We start from the raw sequence: 21421 nt of genomic DNA, 5'->3' as shown, positions 1-21421 counted from the left end.
ATTACTAGTAATTTTCTTATTTGCTAGGTTTTAATCCAATTTCATAATATATTTGAAAATATTTGAAAAAACTTTGAATTTATTTGAATAACTCTTTAGTATTGAAGTACTAAGATATTACTTTTGACTAAGCGAACTCAGCTAAATATAAATATTGATGAACCCTTGCTAAAAGAATTAAAGAAACTTGCTCTAAGTCAAAATTTACCTTTGAGCGTTTTTATAAGAAATTCTTTGAGGGATATTGTTTCTGGGAATACAGAAGAAACTATATCTTTAAAAAGCCCTTTTACAGATAAGCAGGCATATAACTGTACAAGTTTTATGAGGGCAATATTTGAAAAGATGCGTCTTAAAAAAACATTTAAAAATGATTTAGACGAATTTAGTGATCTTTTAAAACATATAGAAAGTTCTAAGCAATGGAATGATGTTTATACAAAGCGCTTGAAAGAAGTTTTGCTTGATGAATTTGCAACACCTTTTAAAGCAGAAGAATTAAATGAGATTTCTAGGCAAAGAAAATGTGAATGCCCAATATATTTAGGATTAAAAGAATGGACTGGTTGTATCGAGTATCCAACTCAAGATTTGATTTGTAACTTAGGAGGTTCCCTGGTGCCGCTTATAGAAAATCAAATTTAATTATAAATTTACTTAATAAATACATTTCTAATAAATTTTTATTACTAAACATTCATGACAGAAAGGGAATTGCACACTAAAGCTTGAACTCTAGTGAATTACTAGTAACATGGTTTTATTCTATGAAATCAATAGTGTGAGGCTATTTTTATGAAACTATTTCAAAAACTATTAATTGCTCCTGCAGTATTAGGACTTTTTGCTCCTATTTCAGCTTCAGCTAATGAGCTTAGCTTGGATGAGATGTCTGGTTATTCTTCTAAAGACAAAGTCGAAAGCATTACTGAATTTAATCCTGCTAAAGAAATTGCAAAAACTAATAGTCGCGTAGATGGCTTAGAAGCTAAATTAAATAATTTTGAAGCTGGTTCTTTCTCAGAAACAACTACAATGAGCGGATCTGCTTCTTTCCAAGTTGGTGGTGTTGATGGGTCTGGAATAACCGAAGCATTGACAGCTACTTACTCTTACGATATTGACTTGAATACTTCTTTTACAGGAGACGATAATCTTTATGTCGGAATTGAAACTGGAAACTCTTCAACGTCTGTAGATTTTACTTTAGATAGTTCTGGTGATGGAGCAGATACTTTAAGTGTGACTTCAATGTATTATGAATTTCCTATTGGAGATTATTACATAGCTGTAGGTCCAAAATTAGATAGTGATGACTTAATGCCTACAACGACATCAAAATATTCTGATTCATTTTTCTTTGCAAGCCAATATAGTTTAGATTCTAATTATTTTACGAGTCAAGGTACAGGAGCTGGTGTGGCAGTGGGAAGAACTTTTGATAGTGGATTAAATGCTTCTGCAAGTATTATTGGTACTGATGCATCTACTACAAGTGGAATTCTTACTGAAGAAGGTATTGATATTACTACTCTTTCATTAGGCTATGACGCTGATAATTATGGTGGAGGAATTGTTTATCAAAGTTCTGATTCACTTTGTTCTCTTGCTGATAAATATGCTATTTCCGTTTGTGATGATTACGGAATATCTGCAATATTGGATGAAGGCTATAGTGCTACTACCTTTGGAGCATATTACAGCCCAAACGAAAAAACAACTTTAAGCGCTACTTCAAGTTTTGTTGATGCAGATATCAGTGGAGCAAATATTGATACATTTAATGATTTTCAGTTATCAGTTGATAGAGAATTAGGAGCTGGAACTTTATCTGCTTCTTATAAAACTTTTCCTTTCTTCAAAATTCCTGACTTAAATGGTACTGAGATTGAGAATGATGATTTGGGAAGTTTTATCGAGGTTTATTACACTTATGATGTTAATGATTCCTTGACGATTACACCAGGCTTTGCGTTTACTATGAGAAATCAGGATTCTGCTGATCTTGTCGCTGAAAATAATGATTTAGCTTTCTATCTATATGATCGTACCGTTATTGGTGTAGATGCTACTTTCAAGTTCTAAAACCAATTTAAAATAATTAGAAGCCCAATCCTCTAATAGGTTTGGGCTTCTAAAGCAGCCCACTCCTCACACTTAGGGCTGCTTTTTTTATTCTTTTTTTAAAGTTTGAATAAAGTTTGAATAAAGTTTGGATAAAGTTTGGATAACTTTCTAAAATATAAATTCATTATCCATCAAATTTTCTATTACGGAAAGTGTGAGGTGGTATGGGTTTATTTATGACTTATTAATTTTATTCCTATCATGCTTCTGGTAAAAGTTCATTAATAGAGAATTTTAATTTCTTAACTAGCTGCTCACCTCTCCTAGTTAAAAACAATCTGCTGCGATGAGTTTAAATTTTATTTATCAAACTTATTGCGTTTTTTATTAATGGGTCCTTTTCTTTGTTCAGCCTCATTGACCCTTATCTCTCTTCCCATCCATTCAACATCTTGAAGATCGTCAATAGCTTTTTTCTCAGAATTTTGATCATTTAAATCTACAAATGCAAAACCTCTTTTTCTGCCTGTTTCTCTATCAAGAGGTAAATAACATTTCTTTACTACTCCATAATTACTAAAAAGTTGTTCAAGATCTTGAACTTCAGTTTCCCAAGATAAATTTCCAATAAAAATAGTCATTTCTGTAAAGTCTTTTAGTGAATGTAAGAATAGTTGCTTTGGACTAGTGAAGTTATCTCCAATCAAATGCTTCCATTGTTCTTACTCTAACTCTTTATTCGCTACATATCGAGTAGAAAAATTTAGATATATCTTACATACCCATTGCTCTTCTTAGCTTTGCAGCTTCATCTAAACCTTCCATAATTGTGAATGTAGAATTTTCAGTAGCTTCTTGTCTTAGTTTTGAAAGTTCTCTATATTCTTCAGATTCATAAGCTTCAACCGCTGCTCTCATGGTAGGAAATTCACAAATAACGGCTAAATTGGCATCCTCGGTCCTCTCCTTTCCTTGAGGATCTGTATCTTTTGCAAAAACTTGTCCGCCAACCTCTTTTAGCCATGGACCAACTTTATTTACATATTCATCAAATAAATCCTGATTAATTATTCTTGCCGTTGATATCCAGTAACCTTTAGCTCCTCTTTTATCCATGATGCATTTATGTTTCTAATATTAAATTTAGATTAACTGTTGATCTAATGGAATTTAGTTCTCATAATCGCAACCTAGTTTATTCTGAAGCTTAGCTGCCTTATGCAATAAACCTACAAATTCTTTTCTCCCCGTTGCAATAGATGCCTGATGTAATAATTCAGCATACTTTTTGTTTATTTTTTTCATAGGTTTAATTTTTAAATGTGATATAAACAGGCTTAATAAGTAAGTTTAATCTTATCCTTTCCATAGTAGATAGATCAAAAAACTTGATTATCAGAAAGTATTTGATTCTTGCAGTTCGCAACCTTTTTCAGGAATTCTTTAGCTGGGCAATATTGCTTCCCCTTATCTCTGCCTGAGATTTACCAATTATATCATGAACTACAAAATAAATTCTTTAGGTAAGCTTCAATTTCTTATGCCTTAATAGCGTATGAAAGGTTTTTTGTATCCAAATTCATCTCTTGTAAAGTCATTGTGTCGTTTAGTGCCATAAGACTTAACTCTTGACTTTACTCATGTTCTAATTCATTTGAATAGTTAATCTCAATTTTTATATTTGCGTTTATATGTGCAAAATTGTACGGATTAGGGATCAAGATAAATCTCAAATTAAAAATAATTACCAGGACAATATATTCAAAACGTTAATTTTAAGTTAAAAAATAAGGATAAAGTTTGGATAGAAATTATCTTCCTTTATATTCTTTCTAAGATCAGTCAGTATTCTTCATCCATCTAATCTATCTGCGTATTCTCTTAAAACTTCAGCCATCTTTTGAGGTGGAATTTCTTTTTGATATTCTCTACATAAATCAAAAAATTTATTCAAGAAATCTTTCATTGAAGAGGACATAAAATTAAATTAGCGTTTCATTCTAAAAGTAATGTAAGCAAACCAACCAAACAATAAAACACTGAGCATTCCATAAGTAATTGCTATACCATAAATGTGCGTCATTTATTTATAAAGATATAATTGCAATATAAATAATCTAATTAAATTCCTTTAGCAACAGAACTTAAATTAATAATAAAGTTCCAAAATTTAAATAATTTAGTTTTATAAAATTCTTGTTCGTCTTATTTTAGTAATCATTTACTTTCTTCTTCTTTTCTAGCATCATTACCTTTAGCTCTTAATAGCAAAGTTATTGTAAGGGCAGCGCTTAGTATCACAGCATCAATTAATAGGTGTGGGGAGATATTCATCAGATGATAAGAGAAATAAGAAGAGTTATTATCTTTTCAACAATAAATCTTTTATCCATTAAAAAATATGGGTTTATCCCTCTAAGTTTATATCGACAATTAATCACTGTCTATTTTAGATTTTCAGCTTCTCTTACTAAACAATTATTTTATTTAGCTAGAACAAGAGAAGGCACTTACAAGAATATTTTTAAAAATATCTTAGTGAAGAAGGGGTCAGAAATTGACCCCTCTTGGTGAAACTCTTCCAAAGAAACACCATAGAAATTTTACCTTGAAAGATGCAAAGTTAATTAAATTAACAAAATGGAGATTAAAAATTTAACCTGCTAATCCCATTTTCTGCTCATATGCTATTAATGAGCTAACTAATTTTTTGCTGAACAATTTTTTCTTCATAAGTCATTACTGGCTTGATATCAAAATCTATATCAACTTTAACTTTCCAAGAAGCAAAGTGTTATGTCATTTTTATAGCTGCTGAAGCCTGTAAAATAATATAAAAATTATTTGAGTAAGATGCATCATGATATCTCCTCTAAACTTTAAATCCATCAAACTCATCATTTAAAGTTCCATCATCAAAAACCTTTAAACAAAATCGTAAGCTGCTCCATTAAGAGCAACATTTTTAAAAGCATTGATTTAGATAGAATTTTAATCAATAAAAAGTGATAATTAGGAGTTAATAAAGAATTCTGAATCCATGAGAGATAATTTATAGATTTAAGCAGTTTAATTTACATTAGCGAAAGAAATTTTTCTATGGAGGACAATTTATCTTGGCGAAAATATGCGGAAAATTATATTGTTTATAATTTATGAAAGATCTCCAACTTGCTTTTAAAAATTAAGCTGCCTTTTTAAAAGGGTTCATATTCTTTAAAAAGTTATTACTTTTGTTGTCACTCATTTGTCTATATCTTTGATTTATTCCCAGGATATATTTTCTAGCTTTTTTGTCACTTTCAATTTTCTGTTTTCGAAGACGTAAAGACCTTAAATCTTCTATTGACATGAGGCTATCATCTTGGTTGGATTTAAAATGATCAAATTGCATCAGTTTAAGAAATTAATTATCTTCTTTATGTGCCAGATTAACAATCTTGTAGTTATTTGCAATAGATATAATTGACTAATTTGATTTCAATAAGGTGATTGATTTTTAGTGGGCAATAAATTTAAATATTAAAACCTTCAAATAAATATTTTTTAAAATCAAGAAAAACTTTTGAGCGAATTAGATTGAACTTCTACTGATACCATTGATTCGCCGTAATGTGATTTGGCTGATTTTATTAGTAACCATTAAAAAAATTTAACTAAAGCTTTATCCACGAGAATTTATAAACTAATCTAAATAACCTAATAAATTTTGTAATAGCGATATACAAAACAAATTTATTAAGCAATCAAGATATTTATATGAAAAACAGTATAGATTTATATTCATCAAGAAAGATTAACACCTTTGGCAGCGGACTTAACCCTCTTTGAGTATTGGACTTTAGCCCGCGCTCTCTTTGAAGTAAACGAAAAATGGTACTTTAAGGGTGTTGATAAATAAAGAATCCAAGTTTGAATTGAAGTTTAGTTTCACTTAAGGGTTGACAATTGAGTATAAATACTTTATTAATAGAGTGTAGCAAATGTTACAAAATCGTCCGATCTGCCTTTAAGATAGACCGCAGTACGACTCAAGCCATAGGACGGGGACTTGAGCAAGCTCAGGAGCTGCATCATGGTAAACATGTATTTCAATGGAAAGTCATTCGTATATTGTAAGAAGCAGGAAGAGAAGATAATAAAACTTACTTATAGAGGATCTAGTTACTTAAGATAAGAGTTCTAATTTATTTTAAATATCTAATAAAAAATTTATTTAAGAGGTACTACTAATTAAATTAACTTTTAAAAAGTTTTGGCATGTATTTAAGTTATTTATAAACCAGTATTTATTTATACTTTATAAGAAAAACTTATGGTTAAAATAGTTTTTTCCTATTTTTAAAGTTATTTATTCGTATATCTTGTAACGAGAAATTTATCTAGATATTATTAATTTGTAATCAGATTTTACCAGCTTTATGCAACCTATTTCTGAAGAACTTTACAGAAAAATAGTTGAGAGTTCAAAAAAATGAGTAAGTTACTAATTGCTTTATTAGCTTTAGATATAGGCGTTAATCTTTCTAAAGTTTATATTTTTACCTGACAATAAATAACACTAGAAAACAAGAACTAATTAAAGTTTTTGAAGATAGTCTATAAGTATTAGGGTTCCATTGTTTTTTTAGAGTTTCATTTTATAAAATAAATAATTAAACCAATAAAGGAGCTACTAACAATTAGTAATACCATTAATAGGGCTATTAACTTTGCTAATCCCATAAAGATAAATCTGAATCTCCTGTCGATCGTTGCATCCAATGTATTTTCCAAATGTTGTCTACTTTTTTGAAAATAGAAGTAACTGTTGGTAAATCATCATTAGGTTTACCTTTGTAGCTAAATTTTGAACCAAGAGTAAAAATGCACATTACTATATTTGCACTTAAAAATTCGAATCGGTGTATTTTAGTTATTTCTGTCTTGTCTTGAATGACATCACCAGAAGTCATCATTTTTTCAAATCCTGCTGCATCTATAGGATTACCACTAGGTCTGATTAACAAAAAATCTGAAGTCGCATTTTTAACAAAAAAAGAACCCATTTCTTCTGGAGTGGCAAGCTCATTTAATAATGAAATTATTTTTTCTTTATCAGTCATAAGAATAACGGTTTATTGTCTTTAGTTTAGATCGACAATTTCAACTGTACAAATTTTAACTGAGATAATTTAAAAATATTTCGTTAAAATATTCAAAGTTACTAGATTAGTAACGCAAGCAATATTTAAGCTATTAAACCAATTATTACACAGTTGAAAAAACTCAAAAAATATCTGTCTTTTTTATTGGATTTAAATTACTTACATTTACTGGATTTCTTACCTATAGTCTGAATCGGTAATGATATTATCTTCACATAAAACGTAATTAAAGAAAGATCTGGTGAATAATAAAGAACTAATAAAACGATTCAAGTGTATTTCTCTTAGTGAAAGACAAGAATTGATCTTAAAGAAGATGAAGCTAAAGGAATAGAAGAACGAAGCGGAATTATTAATAAAAAATATGATATTAAAGAGTTTTATGAATTAATTCATATTGCAAATTGTTTCCAGAATTTAATAGATAAAAAATAAAAAAATATTTAGGTTTATTTATTTAAGCTATTTATTTTGGTTCCCTTAAGGCAGTAATAACTAATCCACCGATCAATCCGAGATTAATAAACACTGCTCTTTGATGGAAAGGGAATACATGAAAAATTATTGTTGTTGGAATAATAAAAAGTAATAAAAAAACTGACCCAATTTTTTGATTTTCTCCAAATATAAAAAATCCCGAACCCAAGATAAGACATATAATCGCCCCCACTAGAAGAATAGATGAAATTGGATCAGGAATACCTTTGGAAGAAATATATTCAACTGTTTTATTAAAACCATTTATTTTTCCTGGTATGGCTGAGATAAATATTGCGGAGATTGCTAATCTAGACAAAAAGTCTAAAACAGATTTGATACCTTTATTTCTAAAAAAAATATTTTTCATAATCTTATTATAAGAAAAAATATTATTTGTTTTATAAATAATTAATTAGGAATTAAAATTTTAAACTGTTTTTCTAAATAGGTTAGCCTTGAGAAAGTTTTTTATATGAATGTGAAGCTTTTAAAGGGAATTAAGATTACTTTTTGAAGTGTATTTTTATTTTTATGTAATAATGAATTTAACTTAAATTAAAAATGTTTAATAAATTACTTTTAACTTTTTTTTTACTTTTTAGTACCTTGATAACTATTTATCCTTCAAAAAAAGAAAATACTAATTTGTTCAATTATTGTTATTCTCTTGAAAAAATACTTTCTAGAAATTCGTTAGAAAAAAGTAAAAATATATCAAAGAAGTTTAAGCCTTTTGCAAAAGATATTACTTTATTTGGTACGAAAAAAACTAAAGGAGCTTTAGCTAACAAGATGATTGATCAATATAAAACTTCTAAAAAATTATTTATTATAAATTTTGTGCCTAATCAAATTTATTGTTTGGGAGGATATTGGATTGAGAAGGTAAATCCAGGAACGTTTAGATCAATTTTCCTTGAGAAAAGTAAACAAAAAATAAAAGAATATAGAGATATTAAAAAGGAGGTCGATGAATTTATAAATGACATTAATTCAGAATATAAAAATCTAAAAATTGAAGTTAACGATCTCTTTTAGAAAACTAAAATTCTTTTTCTAGACTAAATGATTTATTAGTTATATTTGGTTCACTTTTTCTAGATTGTGATACAAAAAACATTAGAAATCCAAAAATTAATACAAAGCCAAAGATTGATAAAGAATAAATTAGTTGTTTTGTGATATTAAATTTAAGTTTGCTTTTGGTAAATTTTTTAAAGAGATTAAATGTTTTATTAGATGAGGGAGAATAACTTTCTGAAATATTATCAAGATAATTTTTAATAATTAGTTCTTTTTTATTTGATTTTTTATCTAATTTCATATTATTTTCAGATGCCCCAACTTTGTAATTGGATTGCTTATAAAAAAATTCATGTATATTAGAAATGTTTTTTATTTTTTTATTTTGAACCTCAAATTTGGTTTTTTCAAAATCATCATCAAACCATTCGTCATAGATTATAAAGTTGGGTTTAGCAAAATAAGACAAAATTCTTTATACAAAAAAGTACATTCAAAAGATAAGTTAAATAAAAAAAGAAAGTTATTTTTGTTGGTAAATTTTATAAACTATATTTCTAAATCCTCATTAATTGTTAAGTCCTTATTTAATTCAACTTTATCACTTTTCAATTTTTAATTATTTCATTACTTTTGAAGGTTAGTTGGATGGATTATTTTATAATTTTTACTTTCTTTTTCCTGAATAAGAATATTTACTCTCTTTTGAAATAATATGCCTAGATTAATTTTAATAAAAAATGCACTCTTCATCTCCTGAAGCAAAGCAGTGGCATTGGCGAGTGCAGATTTTATGTTACTAAATAATTTCTTGATGAGACTTTTAAAATTTTATAAATTTATTTTTTTAATTAATTTCTTATAGATTCAATTTTGTAAATAAATAAAATGTACTCTACTATACATCCAAAGAAGAAATCTAAAAAGAAACCCACAGATTAATAGAAAACGTTCTTATCATTAAAACGATTAGATTAATACTATGAACATTTACTTATTTTGGATATTATTTTTAGCTTTATGTGGAATAGTCCCACTAATGATTATTAAAGGTAAGCCAGATGATTCTACAAAATTGAAAACAGCTTCAGATATAAAAACAAAAAAGAAAGGTTGGTTTAATTAATTTTTTAATAATTAGTTTATAAAATCATTGCAAGTCTTTAATAAATTTATTATTTAGTTATTATCTTTTCAATAAGTAATTTTAAAGATTAAATAAATCCATGTTAAAAATCCTTTTTAATTATCTTTTTATTTAATGTTTAAAAATGAGGTCTATCTTTACCTAGTTGTAATTGGTGGAAGACTACCAAAGGCGAATATTGAATTACATGACGTCAGATGGGTTCTTGGTTCAAAAATTGAAGACACATTTGGTGATTTAAGAAAAGGTTGGTTTGGATCTATTGATGGTTTACATATTGATAGTTATAAGAAAATATATTCAGTGGACGGTTATAAGATAAAACTCAAAAAATCGCAAAATAAGAAATCAAAAATTAATCTTATTAAAAAAACTAAGGATTCTAAAAAATTATGGTTCATTAATCTAGGTGGATATGATCCAAAATCTATGCAAGAAAAACATGAATTTGGTCTTGTGGTAGCTTCAAATGCATCAGATGCAAAAAAATTGGCTAAATCAAAATGGCTTAATGGCTTTAAAAAAAAACATAATGATGATATAGATTGTTTGCAAAGATTTTCTGATGTTGATGATTGTAAGTTAATAAAAAATATAAATAATTGGGAAATAGAACTAATGCCTAAAGATGTAAAAGTTGTAGAAACCAATTATCCAGATTGGTTTGGATATTTAAGAATAGATAATAAATAGTATGTTATTTATTTTTATTTAATATTGGATAAGAAGTATTATCTGCATAATTAAATACAGCCCTGGCAAGGAAAATAATCTAAACTAATTGCTTAATAGCCACCCTATGTAAGGATGTTTTTATTCTTTATCTAATCATAGTAAACCATAAAATACACATACATTAGAATTCATAATTTTATGTTTGTTTATAGGCGGGATTTTTAACTTCTTTGATTATTGATTATTGATAATTGTTTAAGGCATTTACTTTGAATTTATTAATTTTTAGAATAAAGTCTATTATTAATACTAAATATGAATTTAATAAAGACACCTTGGGGTTCTATATCCTCAAATGTAAGCTTATTCCCAATATATTATTTGATTTTCATATATGGCTTTGTTTACATCCTGCCTTTTGGAGAAAAGATAGTCGGATTACCTTGGTTTTATTATTTAAAGAAAGAAGATGGGATATTAGAGTCTTTACAATGTATTCAATACTTAGTTTCTTCAGTAATTGGAGTATTCATTTATTTTAGAATTAAAAAAAAGAAATCTTTAAATTCTTTTATTTGGTTGATTTTAAGTTTTTTATGTTTTCTCATAGCTGGAGAAGAAATAAGTTGGGGGGAAAGATTAACAGGCTTTAGCGTGAATTCAATCGTAGATTTAAGTATTCAAGGTGAAACTAACTTACATAATCTACCCTTTTTTCATAACTATTTTCTTGATCCTGCATTACAAGCAATTTGTATTTTTTTTGGCTGGATCGGCTGGAGAAAATATCCCTTTTTATCATCTTTACCTAGCAAAAAACTAAGCTTATTTTTTTTATTAGTATCTTTATTTTTTGCATATTATGATCTCTCTTGGGCATCTACTATTGAACATATTAGAGATGATACAGAAATTTTTGAGTTTTTATTATCTACCGGAATATTTTTACATTTTTGGGATAATATAAATTTATCCAAAATTCAGTGAATTTATATAACTAGTAATTTTTTTGTTTTTACATAAATAAAAATTTAATTGTCTATTTAGTGAAGTTTATTTTTGTTTATATTTAAATGTTATTTAAATAAAGTAATGTAGCATAAAAAAAAAATTATATCTTTTGAAAAAAAAGGAAAATAAAAGAATAATTTCTATAGTTATTCCAACTTTTAATGAAAAAAGTAATATTTATAAGATAATAAACCAATTATTAAAGTTGGATGTTGTTTATGAAGTAGAAATAATTGTTGTTGACGATAATTCATGTGATGGGACAGCAAAACTTGTTAGAGAATACGCTAAAGCAGATAGACGTGTCCGTTTAATTAGCAGATTAGGAAGATCTGGTTTATCTAGTGCTATTAAAGAAGGTTGTCTATGCGCAACTGGTGACATTATTGCTGTTATGGATGCTGATGGACAGCATGATCCTTCGTATATAGAATTGGCTTTGGAAAAAATAGAACTTAAAAAAGTTGATATTGTTTTAGTTAGTAGATTTGCTGAGGGGGCGATAATTAAAGGTTTGACTCATAAAAGGAAAAGTAGTTCTTCGATAGCTAATAGTTTGGCTCGTATGAGTTTATATGGATCCTATAATTATTTAACAGACTATATGAGTGGATTTTTTGTATTTAAAAGAAATGTTTGTATTGAAATCATAGAGAAAATAGATGTTCAAGGTTTTAAGTTTTTCTATGAGTTACTCTCTATAAGTAGAGGTAAATTTAAAGTTTTTGAAATACCTTTTATTTTTAAAGAGAGAATGCATGGTAATTCAAAGCTTGACTTACCCGTAGTTTGGGATTTTTTAATTTCACTTATCCATTCTTTTAGTGGAAGAATAATTCCTAGAAAAGCCGTAAGTTTTGCCTTAGTGGGTTCAACAGGAGTTTTTATTCAACTTTTGACTATTTATTTTTTACTAGCAATAACAAAATTTAATTTTGAAACAGTTTTACCAGTAGGAGTTATTATTGCGGCTAGTTCAAATTTCATAATAAATAATATTCTTACTTTTAGATCTAATAAATTGTTAGGAAAGAAATTCTATGTTGGTTTGGTTAAGTTCCTTTTGGTTTCTTCACTACCCATAATTGCAAATGTTGGAGTTACTAATCTTTTTTATACTCAATTTTCAACTAATACACTTCTTTCCCAGTTTGTAGGAATTTTTGTTGTCTTTATATGGAATTATGCTGCTTCTTCAAAAGTAGTTTGGAACAATTAAGCGAATAAAAATTTAAAATAGAAAATAATATTCTTTATTCCAAAGCCTATAGGATTTGAAACGATATATCTCCCAATCGACCAACAACAATGTGGTAAACCAATTGACAATAAAAATATGTTGTAAGTTTTGTTTGAGGCGAATGTAGGTATTATTTTTTTTAAAAATCTTGCTCCTTTAAAGCCATCCGTATGAAATAGAATCTTTTTAATACCAAAAACTTTTATTAAAAAAGCAAATAATAAAGCAGAAGATGATAGCCACATGTAAATCCATCTTCCTATATCTACAAATAAAAATAAAGGTAAAAAAGCAATAAGTTGTAGACAAACTATTGATCTCTTAGCTGATTTAAAAGGATCATGTTTTTTGCCTATAAAAAGTCGCAAAACTATATACATAGTTAATAGCCACATACCTGGATGCCAAAAAATAAATAAATTAAATTGTGAAAATAAACTGCTTGTATAAATTTGAGATGTTCCCCATCCTATTGCTGCTATAGCTCCATAAGGCTTGCTTTCATTTAAAGTCCATATTGAAGGAAGAATATCTTTTAGATTTTGCCAGCTTTCATGAATAAGTAGAGCTTGTTGGACGTCCCCTTTGAAAATCCAACAAAAAGCAAAGGATATTATTGAAGGGATTAAGTAAAATAGAGCAAATAAAATGGATCGAAAAATTCCTTTTTTAATACCTCTATTTAGTAAATAAAAAATAACTATTAAACTTGGTAATCCCCAAATGCCATATGCCTCATGGGATAAAATTCCAATAATTGAAAATAAATTTACAAATAAAATGCAAGAAAATTTACTTATTTTTTCTTGATTAAATTTTTTAATTACTAGCAATGATAGTCCATAAAGTAAAACTAAAAGAGTATCTTTTCTAATTAAATAGTTTTCAGATATCGGAGCCAAAAGTATTACTTGAGACAATAAAAAAGATTTATCGAATAAATCCTTGCAGAAATGAAGTAAAAGAATAGCCAAAGATATGAAAGCTAAAACGCTAAATATCCAAACTAGTAATATTGGAGAAATAAGATATTCATTTGAAATATGATGAATAATTTGTCCAGGTAAACCTCTCCTGACAAATCCTCCAGCATAAGATATAAGCCATTCTCCAACAGTCCAAGAACTATCGTAAAACCTATTTTTGTATAAATTCAGAGGAATTCCCAATAATATTAAAATAATAAAAAAATTATCAAGAGAGGGTTTTAAGTTAGTTAATTTTTGGATTAAAAATTGTGTTGTTAATCTTTTCATACTAAATTAATAGATATTAATAATTTATTTAAATAAAAAATTATCTTTTCTATGAATATCGTTATAAACTACATTTATCAAGATGATTTCTAAATATATTTTTAAAATCTTTCCAACAATTTTTAGGAATATTCCAATAATTGATAGGTGGTTATTGGGACAAATTCTGCCTCCTTTAATATTTGCAATTTCAGCTTTTACAGTTGTATCTCTTTCTGTAGGTGTGATGATTGATTTAATACGGAAGGTTGTGGAATATGGTTTACCATTCCAACTTGCTTTGCAAATAATGTTTTTGAAATTACCTTCATTTTTGGTACTTTCTTTCCCAATGTCAGTTCTTTTGTCAACTTTATTAGCATATAGTAAATTGTCATCTAATTCTGAAATATTGGCATTAAGAAGTTTGGGTATTAAAAATACGAGAATTATTATTCCAGCTTTAGTCCTTTCAATATTTATGACAGGATTAACCTTTTATTTTAATAATAGTTTAGTTCCATTATCCAATAAATATTCTGAGGTATTGCTTAGAGGAGGTTTAAGTAAATCAGTGTCTATAGAAAAAGGTACTGATATATTTTTTAAAGGTTACGGGTCTTTTACCGACCCAGAAACAAATGTATCGACCAAGAGGAAAACCTTTAGAAATAAAATATTTTTTGCAAGAGAGGTTGAAAATAATGTAATGAAAAATGTAACTATAATAGATTTCTCAAAAATAGGTTATAAGCAAATTATTTCTGCAGATGAGGGAATATTTGATAGTAATAAATCAGAATGGATATTTAGAAATGGAAGAATGATTACCTTAGATAAAGGGGGTAATACAACAAGCATAGGTTTCGAGAAGTATTTTTACCCGTTGGGAGATGGTCCTTTAAAAGTTTCAAAAATACCAGATGATGCAAATGAGATGACTTTGAGTCAAGCTTTTGAAGCTAGAAAAATATATAAAGAAATTGGAGATGTAAAAGAAGCTAGGAAAATGTCAGTCAGAATACATGAAAAATTTACTCTACCTTGTGCTTGTTTAGTCTTTGGTTTGATAGGTAGTAGTTTAGGTTCTAAACCTAATTTGAGATCCTCAAAGAGTCAGGGGTTTGGTTTGAGCGTTATACTAATACTTTTCTATTATATTTTATCTTTTGTCTCTAGCTCACTTGGAGTAAAAGGGACTTTTACCCCTTTTTTATCAGCTTGGCTTCCAGTTTTTATATCATTATCAATTGGAATTTATTTATTAAAAAAGGCTTCTGTATGAAAATTAGTTCCTTTTAAATTAATGTACTTTTTAAAGTTATACTAAAATTATTAAAAGACTTGCAGAATTAAAAAATATTTGTTTATTTGAAAAATACAACAGCAAGTTAATGACTACTAAAACAATTTTGATAGATTGTAAGTGCATTCATTGCCAAAAGAAATTAGAGCAAATTAGTAATTCACGATCATATTGGAGCAAATTAACTTTAAGAAAACTTTAGATAAATTTCTCTTGTAAACTATCTTAAATAGATATCTAATTTTAAACTAGTCAATTTTTTTTAAGATTTATTCTGAATAGATAAACAATTAAGTTGATATAGCTTGTCTTTATATTCTCTTGTGAGATTATTAAATTACTTAGCTTTTTGATTCCCTTTGTAGATTCTATTTTCTCTATTTAAAAGAAAAAGTATAATTAAAATACAAGAAGGAATGAGAATAAAATCTAAAGACATAAGTTTTATTAAGCCTATTATTTTTTTAGCAATAAAATAAAATTTTGACAGTATGTTAATACTCTTCCTTTAAGGCTTTTTATTTAATAGGAAAAAGATCGTATAATTAGTTATATTTTTTGCTTGATTTTAAAATTTAAAAAAGCTTGCAAGTATCCCACCGGCAAGCTCATGACGACCTAGTTAAATTCAGATTTTCTGTTGTTAACCAGCTAAGCACTTCCTAAATGCTAATAATATCTTACTGAGTAAAATTACTTATCGTGAGTATAAATGCTTATTTTTAGTAATTTATTTATAAATTAAATTAAAAAATAATTTAATTAAAAAGTTCTCAAGCAACAAAATTTTTTAACCAACATACAGATATCTACTCATAATTCCTTGACGCCAAATCTTCGCCGCCTTTGGTTTACATAAGTTAATATTTATGTTACATTTGTTAATAATTTTATTCTTATTAATGTCAAATTCAGGAGTTACAACAGAATCAGGAGGAAGACAAAATATGTTTCCATCCGAAACTAGACCTTATATTGATGAATCTGTATCTTACGTCGATTACCCTCAAAATGCTGAAAAAGTTAATGGTAGATGGGCTATGGTTGGTTTCATTGCACTACTAGGTGCTTATATAACAACTGGACAGATTATTCCAGGAATTTTTTAAAAATATTTTTATTAACTTCATATCTTTTTGATTTTTAAGAAATATTCTAAATAATTTAATAACTAATAAATTCAAAAAATAAATTTTAAATCGATTTACTTCCTACTTAATATATTAAAAAATCGATTTAATTAAATTTTGAGAATAAAAAAAACCAAATAAACGTTATTGCATTAAGAATAAATATTATTCCAAGAAATATATATGCAAATTTTTTGCCAATAAATGCTGTCTCAGGTTCTAGCTTTACTCTCATAAAAATCTCGATTTATAATAATTAAAATAGCATCATTTCTTAAATTAATTTAAGTATTACAGAAGAAAAAGTATGAATTTAATGTTTTTTGTTTTTAGTCTTTTTTTATTTTAATTTAATAATTCTGTACTTTCCTAAACTTTTTCGTCAGGGAGATTTTTTTAATATTGTTTTTTAAAACCTTTTTTAGGTTGTGTTAGTATTGCGCAAATGTAAACTATTAAAGTTAGCCAAAATAGTAATTCTAATGTTATGTTAACAATGTGATTTTAACTTCAATTACTAAAACAAATCTAATTCTATTTTTATTATTAAGGTAGAGTTTTATACTGATTCTCTTTTATATATTTTCTTTATATAAGAATATTCAAATCTACAAAAATTCAAAAAATCTAATATCCATTATAAAAATAAAACTTTCATAAACCCAAAAAACCAAATTTAAATTTGATGTTTAATAAATTTTAAGTGTTTCTCTAGATAAAACCTGGGATTATTTGGCCTGTTGATAGGTACGCTCCAACAAGTGCGATGAAACCAAGCATTGCGAACCTTCCATTAAGCTTCTCAGCTACTATTTTTTCTTTTTCTATAATTTTGGGTTCAGTGTTTTTCATTAGAACCTCCCTGGAATAATCTGGCCAGTTGTTACATATGCACCAACTGCCGCAACAAATCCTAGCATTGCTGCCCAACCATTAAAACGTTCTGCTTCTGGAGTCATTTTTTTAATTATATTTGTAAACAAATATAACATATTTGTTGATTTATGTAAAGAAACTAATGTTATTTTGTCTATTATGCTCCATGAATTCAATATATGCGACAAATCTGTATCAGATTATACTCTGATAGTAATTTAGCTTTTCGCTCCGATACTTATAAATTTGAAAGAGTATATATAAGCTGGAAGCCTTTACTTCTTAGGAGTAAATCCTTATAAAGAGGTAATTTAAATTAATATATATTGAAGAGTTAGCTAGTAGGGATACAGGCTGACTCTTTTTAATTAGAATTTTTAGTTTTAAGAAAAATTAGTTTTTAGAATTCAAATAATTGCTATTAATAAATTAGATATATATAAATTAATGTCATTCACAACCTATTACATGCATTTTATTTTTGCAAAAATTCCTTCTCTAATAAGCTCTGATTTAATACTCTATCTCTTGCCTGCTCTTACAATTTCAATATTATTCTTCAGCTTTAAAATAATGTTTTTTAAGACACCGAAATTGAGAAAAGTTAAATAATCCAGGATCTCAGAATACTTATTTTTAATGCATTTTCCAATTTTCTTAATTTTGGAAAATAGACTTTTTTAGATTACTAAAGGAAATATAGACTTCATTGGAGATGTACTATCCAGAATCATAAAAAAGATGTTTTAATATTTTAAATTGGAAGTGGCAGTGGTGAGAATGGAGTAGGTTTTCAAAAACGCTTTCCTAAAATAAGTTAGCAAAAAAGTGATCCCGATTTGCAGCATAGAAAAAGTATAATTTTTTTGATTGAGTCTGAAGACTTAAATAAGAAAATGCCCCAACCTCTTGAGCTTGATTTAGACAATATTCGTTGGAAAATTATAGTGGAGTTAACTCATGCTTTGAAAGGTATGATTCCCATAAATCAGATTAATGTAGCTTAATGGAAATGTTCCATAGTAAGGGGGCAGGAAAATTAATTAGGAAGGGATTTTGTGATATTGTATGGGCTATTTAAAATTGGTAAGAAGTATAAAAGTCAAAGTAATTATTTTGTTGATTTTTCATTAACAATGCAAAATGATCTTTGGTGTATTAGAAATATCTAGGAGTTCCTGAGGAAGCTAAAAAATGGTTTGTTTCAAGAAGATATCGTGAGTATGCCAGAAAATAATTTTTCAAAAATTTATATAAAATTTTCGTGTTAAATGAAATTAAAATATCAATAAATTATGAAAGAGTATTTTAATAAATGATCATCCTGAGAGCTTTCTGCTCCACTCTTTATGCTTTTCATCTAAATCTGCAGCTTTCTCTCCTAAACTCAACTGTCTTTCTAATAATTCCACTTTTGTAAGTGTTATTTTTTCTGAATAAAATTTAATAGGCTGTTTGCCATGCAAGTTGTCACCACTCATAAATATCCTAGAAAATTCAATTATCTTTTTTAAGATGAAAATTACGATATCGCTAATTCTTTTATATTCTTTTCAGATTTGCGTAAATTAATGTGATAAAAAATTTATATTTATTATTTTTAAATACTCTTTTTATTATATGAAGTTTCCCAGATATATCTTCCTTCTTTAATGTCTGACTTAACTGCAACACAATTGCAGGCGATATTCCAAAGTGCTTTGGGTATAGGATCAGGATTAAAAAGATATGCCTTTTTAAAGGCTTTTTTAATCAAGACGGTAGCCTTTTTAGCATGATAATGAGGAATGGTTGGACATACATGATGAACTACATGGCTCGAACCTATATTATGATGCAGAAAATTAAGGATTTTACCGTAAGGCCTGTCAATAGATAGAAAGGCTCCTCTCATAAATGAAAATTCTGTATTTGAAAGATGCGGTACATCTGAATCTGTATGATGAAGCCATGTATAAACTACTAACCAACTATTAACTACTAATAAAGGACCAATATACATTGCAATTACTGGAAATAATCCATACTTAAAAACAAAGAAAAAAATACCCAATAACGTTAAAGCTACACCAATATCTGATATCCAAACTTTCTTAGTCCATATTGATGGCCATAATGCTTTGGAAAATGGTTTGATTGGCCAAAAATGATTTGAAGTCCCATATTTTATACCTCCTGTACTACCTGTTAGTAAATAAGCAGGCCAGCCAAATATCAGATGTAAAACAAGTTGAAGAATTCCGTAATTTTTCTTACCTATGGAATTTGAAAAATGTAATTCTTTTTCTCCTCCAACCTTTTCTGTAACTCCATTTCCCTCAATGACTAAAGGAACGTGAGTTTCTCCATTGGTTACATTATTTGTGAATCGATGATGAACTGCATGAGAACGCTGCCAAGAGAAATAAGGAACTAGTAGTAATGAATGTAGTAAATATCCAGTTATAGTTTCCAAAGTTTTGTTTTCAGAAAATGCTCCATGTCCACATTCATGGGCAATTACCCAGAATCCCATCGCAGTGGTACCTGAAAGTAATGAGTAAATGATCCAAATTGGGATCATATTGGGACTAAATGGAATAGATAACCCTATGCCTACTACTAGTAATTGAATTAAAGCTGATTGTAAAAGATACCTCGAAGAAGTTTTCGTATTGCACTTAAAATAGTGATCTGGGATAACATCCTTAAATTCTTTTATGCTTGGAATATCTTTATTATCTATTACAAGCGCTTGGCCTTTAAGACCTGAAAATTTTATATTACTCAAATTTTTGTTAGGTAAGAATTTAGTTAAATAAAAATCAATTTACATATTCTATTATCCAACACAGCCTCTTAATTATGAAAATAATGTATCATTTTTATTTCTCAATAGAATTTATAAAAACTAAAATTTTGTCTTCACATAAATCAATTTGAGTAGAAAATTTTTGATTTTATTTTTTTGTGGAATCTCTTGATTTATCTATTCAATTAGTTTTTTACAAAGCCTGTCTTTGTTCTTATTTAAAGCATGCTTAATTTAAAGACCGCGTATATACCTCTTTGGGAGAACTGATTGTTTACGGGGTTTTACTAAAATAGGTAAAACAATTACTCCTACAGTAAAAAGACAGATCGGAGCTACTACCATTAATATAGATTCTAATGACATAAAAAAATTTTAGAATTTATTAATACATAGCAGGATTTTTTTTTAAAGTCATGCGTATTTATATCTATTTAGTGAGAATCGCTTCGAAATATATGCAAATTATTAAGCAAAAAAGAAAAAAAGATTAAAAAAGATCAATTTCCTCATAATTCATCCTAATAAATTATCCATGTAGTTTTCTTAATTGGAGGGTTTATTGCTAATGGATGAAGAAAAAAAATGGATGCTAATGACTTATTATTGTCCAACTCATGGCGATTTAGGTAAAGTCAAGCCGATTGAAATAACAAAAAAAGAAATTAGTAAAACATTCTTAAAAAAAGGCAGTACTTCTAAAAATTAATTATTCAAAATAATTTTATTTAGATATTCGTTTTTAATTTATTTGCTTAATTAATAATTTATTAATTTAATAAAGTTCTAGTATTAATAATTTTTAAATTTGATCTGAATCGCATGTCAATTCACATTGATTAAGATCACTGGATGATATTTTCTCTAAAATTCTTAACATATCAATTTCTGAAAGCTCTCCATTGGAGTTCCACTTTAAAGTTGTTTTCCTTTGTGGGGAAATTTTTTTATTCATTTTGATTCCCTCCCTTTAAATGAATTTCTAAACAACGAGTAATACATTCTTGATGACCATCCACAATACTGCATTCAGTAATACATTCAAAATATGAATTAATAGAATCTATTTCTGTATTTTGGTTATTAGAAACAAATGAATCATTCATGAATTTGTTAGATTTAATTGGAATAGAGATATAGCACGAAATTGTGGCTCATAATTTAATTTATTAAGTGAATTAGAAAAAATAAGTATTATTTACTAAATTAATATTTCAAGTGATTTAACTTAAGAAAGTTAGTAATAATTTTCTATTAAAAGAATAAAAAACAAGAATTCTGAGTATTTAATCT

General features: G+C 27.3%; 26 protein-coding genes. 11 read left to right on the top strand and 15 right to left on the bottom strand.

The annotated features are described in order from the left end of the window. Positions 1–123: 123 nt before the first annotated feature. Together HA146_RS07840 and HA146_RS07835 are read left to right on the top strand one after the other, a co-directional pair. Entirely contained in the window at positions 124–645 is a 522-nt protein-coding gene (locus tag HA146_RS07840; protein ID WP_209108998.1) for a hypothetical protein, read from the top strand. Between the two features lie 150 nt (positions 646–795). Then, positions 796–2085, top strand: a complete 1290-nt coding sequence (locus tag HA146_RS07835) for a porin (RefSeq protein ID WP_209108997.1) — start codon at positions 796–798, stop codon at positions 2083–2085. Between the two features lie 341 nt (positions 2086–2426). Here HA146_RS07835 and HA146_RS07830 read toward each other — a convergent pair whose 3' ends face one another. From HA146_RS07830 to HA146_RS07810, 7 genes are all read right to left on the bottom strand, one after another. Beyond that, positions 2427–2774 (bottom strand): RNA recognition motif domain-containing protein, encoded by a 348-nt coding sequence (locus HA146_RS07830; RefSeq protein ID WP_245211340.1) that lies wholly within the window; start codon positions 2772–2774, stop codon positions 2427–2429. A 67-nt stretch (positions 2775–2841) separates the two neighbouring features. Continuing rightward, positions 2842–3183 carry a DUF1330 domain-containing protein gene (locus tag HA146_RS07825; protein WP_209108996.1) on the bottom strand — a complete coding sequence of 114 codons (342 nt, stop codon included), beginning with the start codon at positions 3181–3183 and terminating at the stop codon, positions 2842–2844. A 54-nt stretch (positions 3184–3237) separates the two neighbouring features. After that, complete coding sequence (locus tag HA146_RS09690) at positions 3238–3372, bottom strand: hypothetical protein (protein WP_257469921.1); 135 nt, start codon at positions 3370–3372, stop codon at positions 3238–3240. Positions 3373–3919: 547 nt separating this feature from the next. Then, positions 3920–4045: a hypothetical protein gene (locus HA146_RS09685; protein ID WP_257469920.1), complete on the bottom strand. Its 126-nt coding sequence runs from the start codon at positions 4043–4045 to the stop codon at positions 3920–3922. A 1206-nt stretch (positions 4046–5251) separates the two neighbouring features. Further along, the gene (locus HA146_RS07820) at positions 5252–5461 is read right to left on the bottom strand and encodes a hypothetical protein (RefSeq protein ID WP_209108995.1); all 210 of its coding nucleotides are present in this window, start codon (positions 5459–5461) and stop codon (positions 5252–5254) included. A 1321-nt stretch (positions 5462–6782) separates the two neighbouring features. Further along, positions 6783–7172, bottom strand: a complete 390-nt coding sequence (locus tag HA146_RS07815; RefSeq protein WP_209108994.1) for a DUF3804 family protein — start codon at positions 7170–7172, stop codon at positions 6783–6785. A 508-nt stretch (positions 7173–7680) separates the two neighbouring features. Continuing rightward, positions 7681–8061, bottom strand: coding sequence for a DoxX family protein (locus HA146_RS07810; protein ID WP_209108993.1), 381 nt, complete (start codon positions 8059–8061; stop codon positions 7681–7683). A gap of 194 nt (positions 8062–8255) precedes the next feature. On the opposite strand from HA146_RS07810, the gene HA146_RS07805 reads away from it, so the two are divergent. Further along, on the top strand, positions 8256–8732 hold the full coding sequence (locus tag HA146_RS07805) for a carbon storage regulator CsrA (RefSeq protein WP_209108992.1): 477 nt from the start codon (positions 8256–8258) through the stop codon (positions 8730–8732). Between the two features lie 4 nt (positions 8733–8736). Here the strand turns inward: HA146_RS07805 and HA146_RS07800 are convergent, their stop codons facing one another. Continuing rightward, positions 8737–9186, bottom strand: coding sequence for a hypothetical protein (locus tag HA146_RS07800; RefSeq protein ID WP_209108991.1), 450 nt, complete (start codon positions 9184–9186; stop codon positions 8737–8739). 513 nt (positions 9187–9699) lie between these two features. Here HA146_RS07800 and HA146_RS07795 point away from each other — a divergent pair. From HA146_RS07795 to HA146_RS07780, 4 genes are all read left to right on the top strand, one after another. Continuing rightward, entirely contained in the window at positions 9700–9843 is a 144-nt protein-coding gene (locus HA146_RS07795; protein ID WP_209108990.1) for a hypothetical protein, read from the top strand. A 135-nt stretch (positions 9844–9978) separates the two neighbouring features. Then, complete coding sequence (locus HA146_RS07790; protein ID WP_209108989.1) at positions 9979–10557, top strand: DUF1543 domain-containing protein; 579 nt, start codon at positions 9979–9981, stop codon at positions 10555–10557. Positions 10558–10854: 297 nt separating this feature from the next. Continuing rightward, positions 10855–11526 carry a pectate lyase gene (locus tag HA146_RS07785; RefSeq protein WP_209108988.1) on the top strand — a complete coding sequence of 224 codons (672 nt, stop codon included), beginning with the start codon at positions 10855–10857 and terminating at the stop codon, positions 11524–11526. 133 nt (positions 11527–11659) lie between these two features. Further along, on the top strand, positions 11660–12769 hold the full coding sequence (locus tag HA146_RS07780) for a glycosyltransferase (RefSeq protein WP_209108987.1): 1110 nt from the start codon (positions 11660–11662) through the stop codon (positions 12767–12769). On the opposite strand, the gene HA146_RS07775 is transcribed toward HA146_RS07780, so the two are convergent. After that, positions 12766–14046, bottom strand: coding sequence for a hypothetical protein (locus tag HA146_RS07775; RefSeq protein ID WP_209108986.1), 1281 nt, complete (start codon positions 14044–14046; stop codon positions 12766–12768). The genes HA146_RS07780 and HA146_RS07775 overlap by 4 nt on opposite strands. A gap of 82 nt (positions 14047–14128) precedes the next feature. On the opposite strand from HA146_RS07775, the gene HA146_RS07770 reads away from it, so the two are divergent. Both HA146_RS07770 and HA146_RS07765 read left to right on the top strand, forming a co-directional pair. Then, positions 14129–15310: an LptF/LptG family permease gene (locus tag HA146_RS07770; RefSeq protein ID WP_209108985.1), complete on the top strand. Its 1182-nt coding sequence runs from the start codon at positions 14129–14131 to the stop codon at positions 15308–15310. A 923-nt stretch (positions 15311–16233) separates the two neighbouring features. Next, complete coding sequence (locus tag HA146_RS07765; protein ID WP_209108984.1) at positions 16234–16440, top strand: high light inducible protein; 207 nt, start codon at positions 16234–16236, stop codon at positions 16438–16440. Between the two features lie 732 nt (positions 16441–17172). Here HA146_RS07765 and HA146_RS07760 read toward each other — a convergent pair. Further along, the gene (locus HA146_RS07760) at positions 17173–17313 is read right to left on the bottom strand and encodes a high light inducible protein (protein ID WP_209108983.1); all 141 of its coding nucleotides are present in this window, start codon (positions 17311–17313) and stop codon (positions 17173–17175) included. Beyond that, complete coding sequence (locus tag HA146_RS07755; protein ID WP_209108982.1) at positions 17313–17420, bottom strand: high light inducible protein; 108 nt, start codon at positions 17418–17420, stop codon at positions 17313–17315. Before HA146_RS07755 ends, HA146_RS07760 begins: the two co-directional genes overlap by 1 nt. Positions 17421–18203: 783 nt before the next feature. Here HA146_RS07755 and HA146_RS09585 point away from each other — a divergent pair. Beyond that, on the top strand, positions 18204–18344 hold the full coding sequence (locus HA146_RS09585) for a hypothetical protein (RefSeq protein WP_245211339.1): 141 nt from the start codon (positions 18204–18206) through the stop codon (positions 18342–18344). A 312-nt stretch (positions 18345–18656) separates the two neighbouring features. On the opposite strand, the gene HA146_RS07745 is transcribed toward HA146_RS09585, so the two are convergent. Beyond that, the gene (locus HA146_RS07745) at positions 18657–18818 is read right to left on the bottom strand and encodes a hypothetical protein (protein ID WP_209108981.1); all 162 of its coding nucleotides are present in this window, start codon (positions 18816–18818) and stop codon (positions 18657–18659) included. A 119-nt stretch (positions 18819–18937) separates the two neighbouring features. Continuing rightward, positions 18938–20107: a fatty acid desaturase gene (locus HA146_RS07740; protein ID WP_209108980.1), complete on the bottom strand. Its 1170-nt coding sequence runs from the start codon at positions 20105–20107 to the stop codon at positions 18938–18940. Between the two features lie 589 nt (positions 20108–20696). On the opposite strand from HA146_RS07740, the gene HA146_RS07735 reads away from it, so the two are divergent. Beyond that, a complete protein-coding gene (locus HA146_RS07735; RefSeq protein WP_209108979.1) occupies positions 20697–20837 on the top strand; it encodes a hypothetical protein in 141 nt (46 codons plus the stop codon). Positions 20838–20930: 93 nt separating this feature from the next. On the opposite strand, the gene HA146_RS07730 is transcribed toward HA146_RS07735, so the two are convergent. Together HA146_RS07730 and HA146_RS07725 are read right to left on the bottom strand one after the other, a co-directional pair. Further along, the gene (locus HA146_RS07730; protein ID WP_209108978.1) at positions 20931–21083 is read right to left on the bottom strand and encodes a hypothetical protein; all 153 of its coding nucleotides are present in this window, start codon (positions 21081–21083) and stop codon (positions 20931–20933) included. Next, positions 21076–21234 carry a hypothetical protein gene (locus tag HA146_RS07725; protein ID WP_209108977.1) on the bottom strand — a complete coding sequence of 53 codons (159 nt, stop codon included), beginning with the start codon at positions 21232–21234 and terminating at the stop codon, positions 21076–21078. The genes HA146_RS07730 and HA146_RS07725 overlap by 8 nt, the downstream gene beginning before the upstream one ends. Positions 21235–21421 lie beyond the last annotated feature (187 nt).

The sequence above is a fragment of the Prochlorococcus marinus CUG1416 genome (assembly GCF_017695965.1).
GTDB lineage: Bacteria > Cyanobacteriota > Cyanobacteriia > PCC-6307 > Cyanobiaceae > Prochlorococcus_A.
This window is presented reverse-complemented; position numbering and strand designations above follow the sequence as displayed.

Excerpts from the sequence above, each read along its gene's own strand:
- HA146_RS07835 (WP_209108997.1), top strand. The coding sequence starts at position 796 with ATGAAACTATTTCAAAAACTATTAATTGCTCCTGCAGTATTAGGACTT.
- HA146_RS07825 (WP_209108996.1), bottom strand. The coding sequence starts at position 3,183 with ATGGATAAAAGAGGAGCTAAAGGTTACTGGATATCAACGGCAAGAATA.
- HA146_RS09690 (WP_257469921.1), bottom strand. The coding sequence starts at position 3,372 with ATGAAAAAAATAAACAAAAAGTATGCTGAATTATTACATCAGGCATCT.
- HA146_RS09685 (WP_257469920.1), bottom strand. The coding sequence starts at position 4,045 with ATGTCCTCTTCAATGAAAGATTTCTTGAATAAATTTTTTGATTTATGT.
- HA146_RS07820 (WP_209108995.1), bottom strand. The coding sequence starts at position 5,461 with ATGCAATTTGATCATTTTAAATCCAACCAAGATGATAGCCTCATGTCA.
- HA146_RS07815 (WP_209108994.1), bottom strand. The coding sequence starts at position 7,172 with ATGACTGATAAAGAAAAAATAATTTCATTATTAAATGAGCTTGCCACT.
- HA146_RS07810 (WP_209108993.1), bottom strand. The coding sequence starts at position 8,061 with ATGAAAAATATTTTTTTTAGAAATAAAGGTATCAAATCTGTTTTAGAC.
- HA146_RS07805 (WP_209108992.1), top strand. The coding sequence starts at position 8,256 with ATGTTTAATAAATTACTTTTAACTTTTTTTTTACTTTTTAGTACCTTG.
- HA146_RS07795 (WP_209108990.1), top strand. The coding sequence starts at position 9,700 with ATGAACATTTACTTATTTTGGATATTATTTTTAGCTTTATGTGGAATA.
- HA146_RS07790 (WP_209108989.1), top strand. The coding sequence starts at position 9,979 with ATGTTTAAAAATGAGGTCTATCTTTACCTAGTTGTAATTGGTGGAAGA.
- HA146_RS07785 (WP_209108988.1), top strand. The coding sequence starts at position 10,855 with ATGAATTTAATAAAGACACCTTGGGGTTCTATATCCTCAAATGTAAGC.
- HA146_RS07775 (WP_209108986.1), bottom strand. The coding sequence starts at position 14,046 with ATGAAAAGATTAACAACACAATTTTTAATCCAAAAATTAACTAACTTA.
- HA146_RS07770 (WP_209108985.1), top strand. The coding sequence starts at position 14,129 with ATGATTTCTAAATATATTTTTAAAATCTTTCCAACAATTTTTAGGAAT.
- HA146_RS07765 (WP_209108984.1), top strand. The coding sequence starts at position 16,234 with ATGTCAAATTCAGGAGTTACAACAGAATCAGGAGGAAGACAAAATATG.
- HA146_RS07760 (WP_209108983.1), bottom strand. The coding sequence starts at position 17,313 with ATGAAAAACACTGAACCCAAAATTATAGAAAAAGAAAAAATAGTAGCT.
- HA146_RS07755 (WP_209108982.1), bottom strand. The coding sequence starts at position 17,420 with ATGACTCCAGAAGCAGAACGTTTTAATGGTTGGGCAGCAATGCTAGGA.
- HA146_RS07745 (WP_209108981.1), bottom strand. The coding sequence starts at position 18,818 with ATGAGTGGTGACAACTTGCATGGCAAACAGCCTATTAAATTTTATTCA.
- HA146_RS07735 (WP_209108979.1), top strand. The coding sequence starts at position 20,697 with ATGGATGAAGAAAAAAAATGGATGCTAATGACTTATTATTGTCCAACT.
- HA146_RS07730 (WP_209108978.1), bottom strand. The coding sequence starts at position 21,083 with ATGAATAAAAAAATTTCCCCACAAAGGAAAACAACTTTAAAGTGGAAC.
- HA146_RS07725 (WP_209108977.1), bottom strand. The coding sequence starts at position 21,234 with ATGAATGATTCATTTGTTTCTAATAACCAAAATACAGAAATAGATTCT.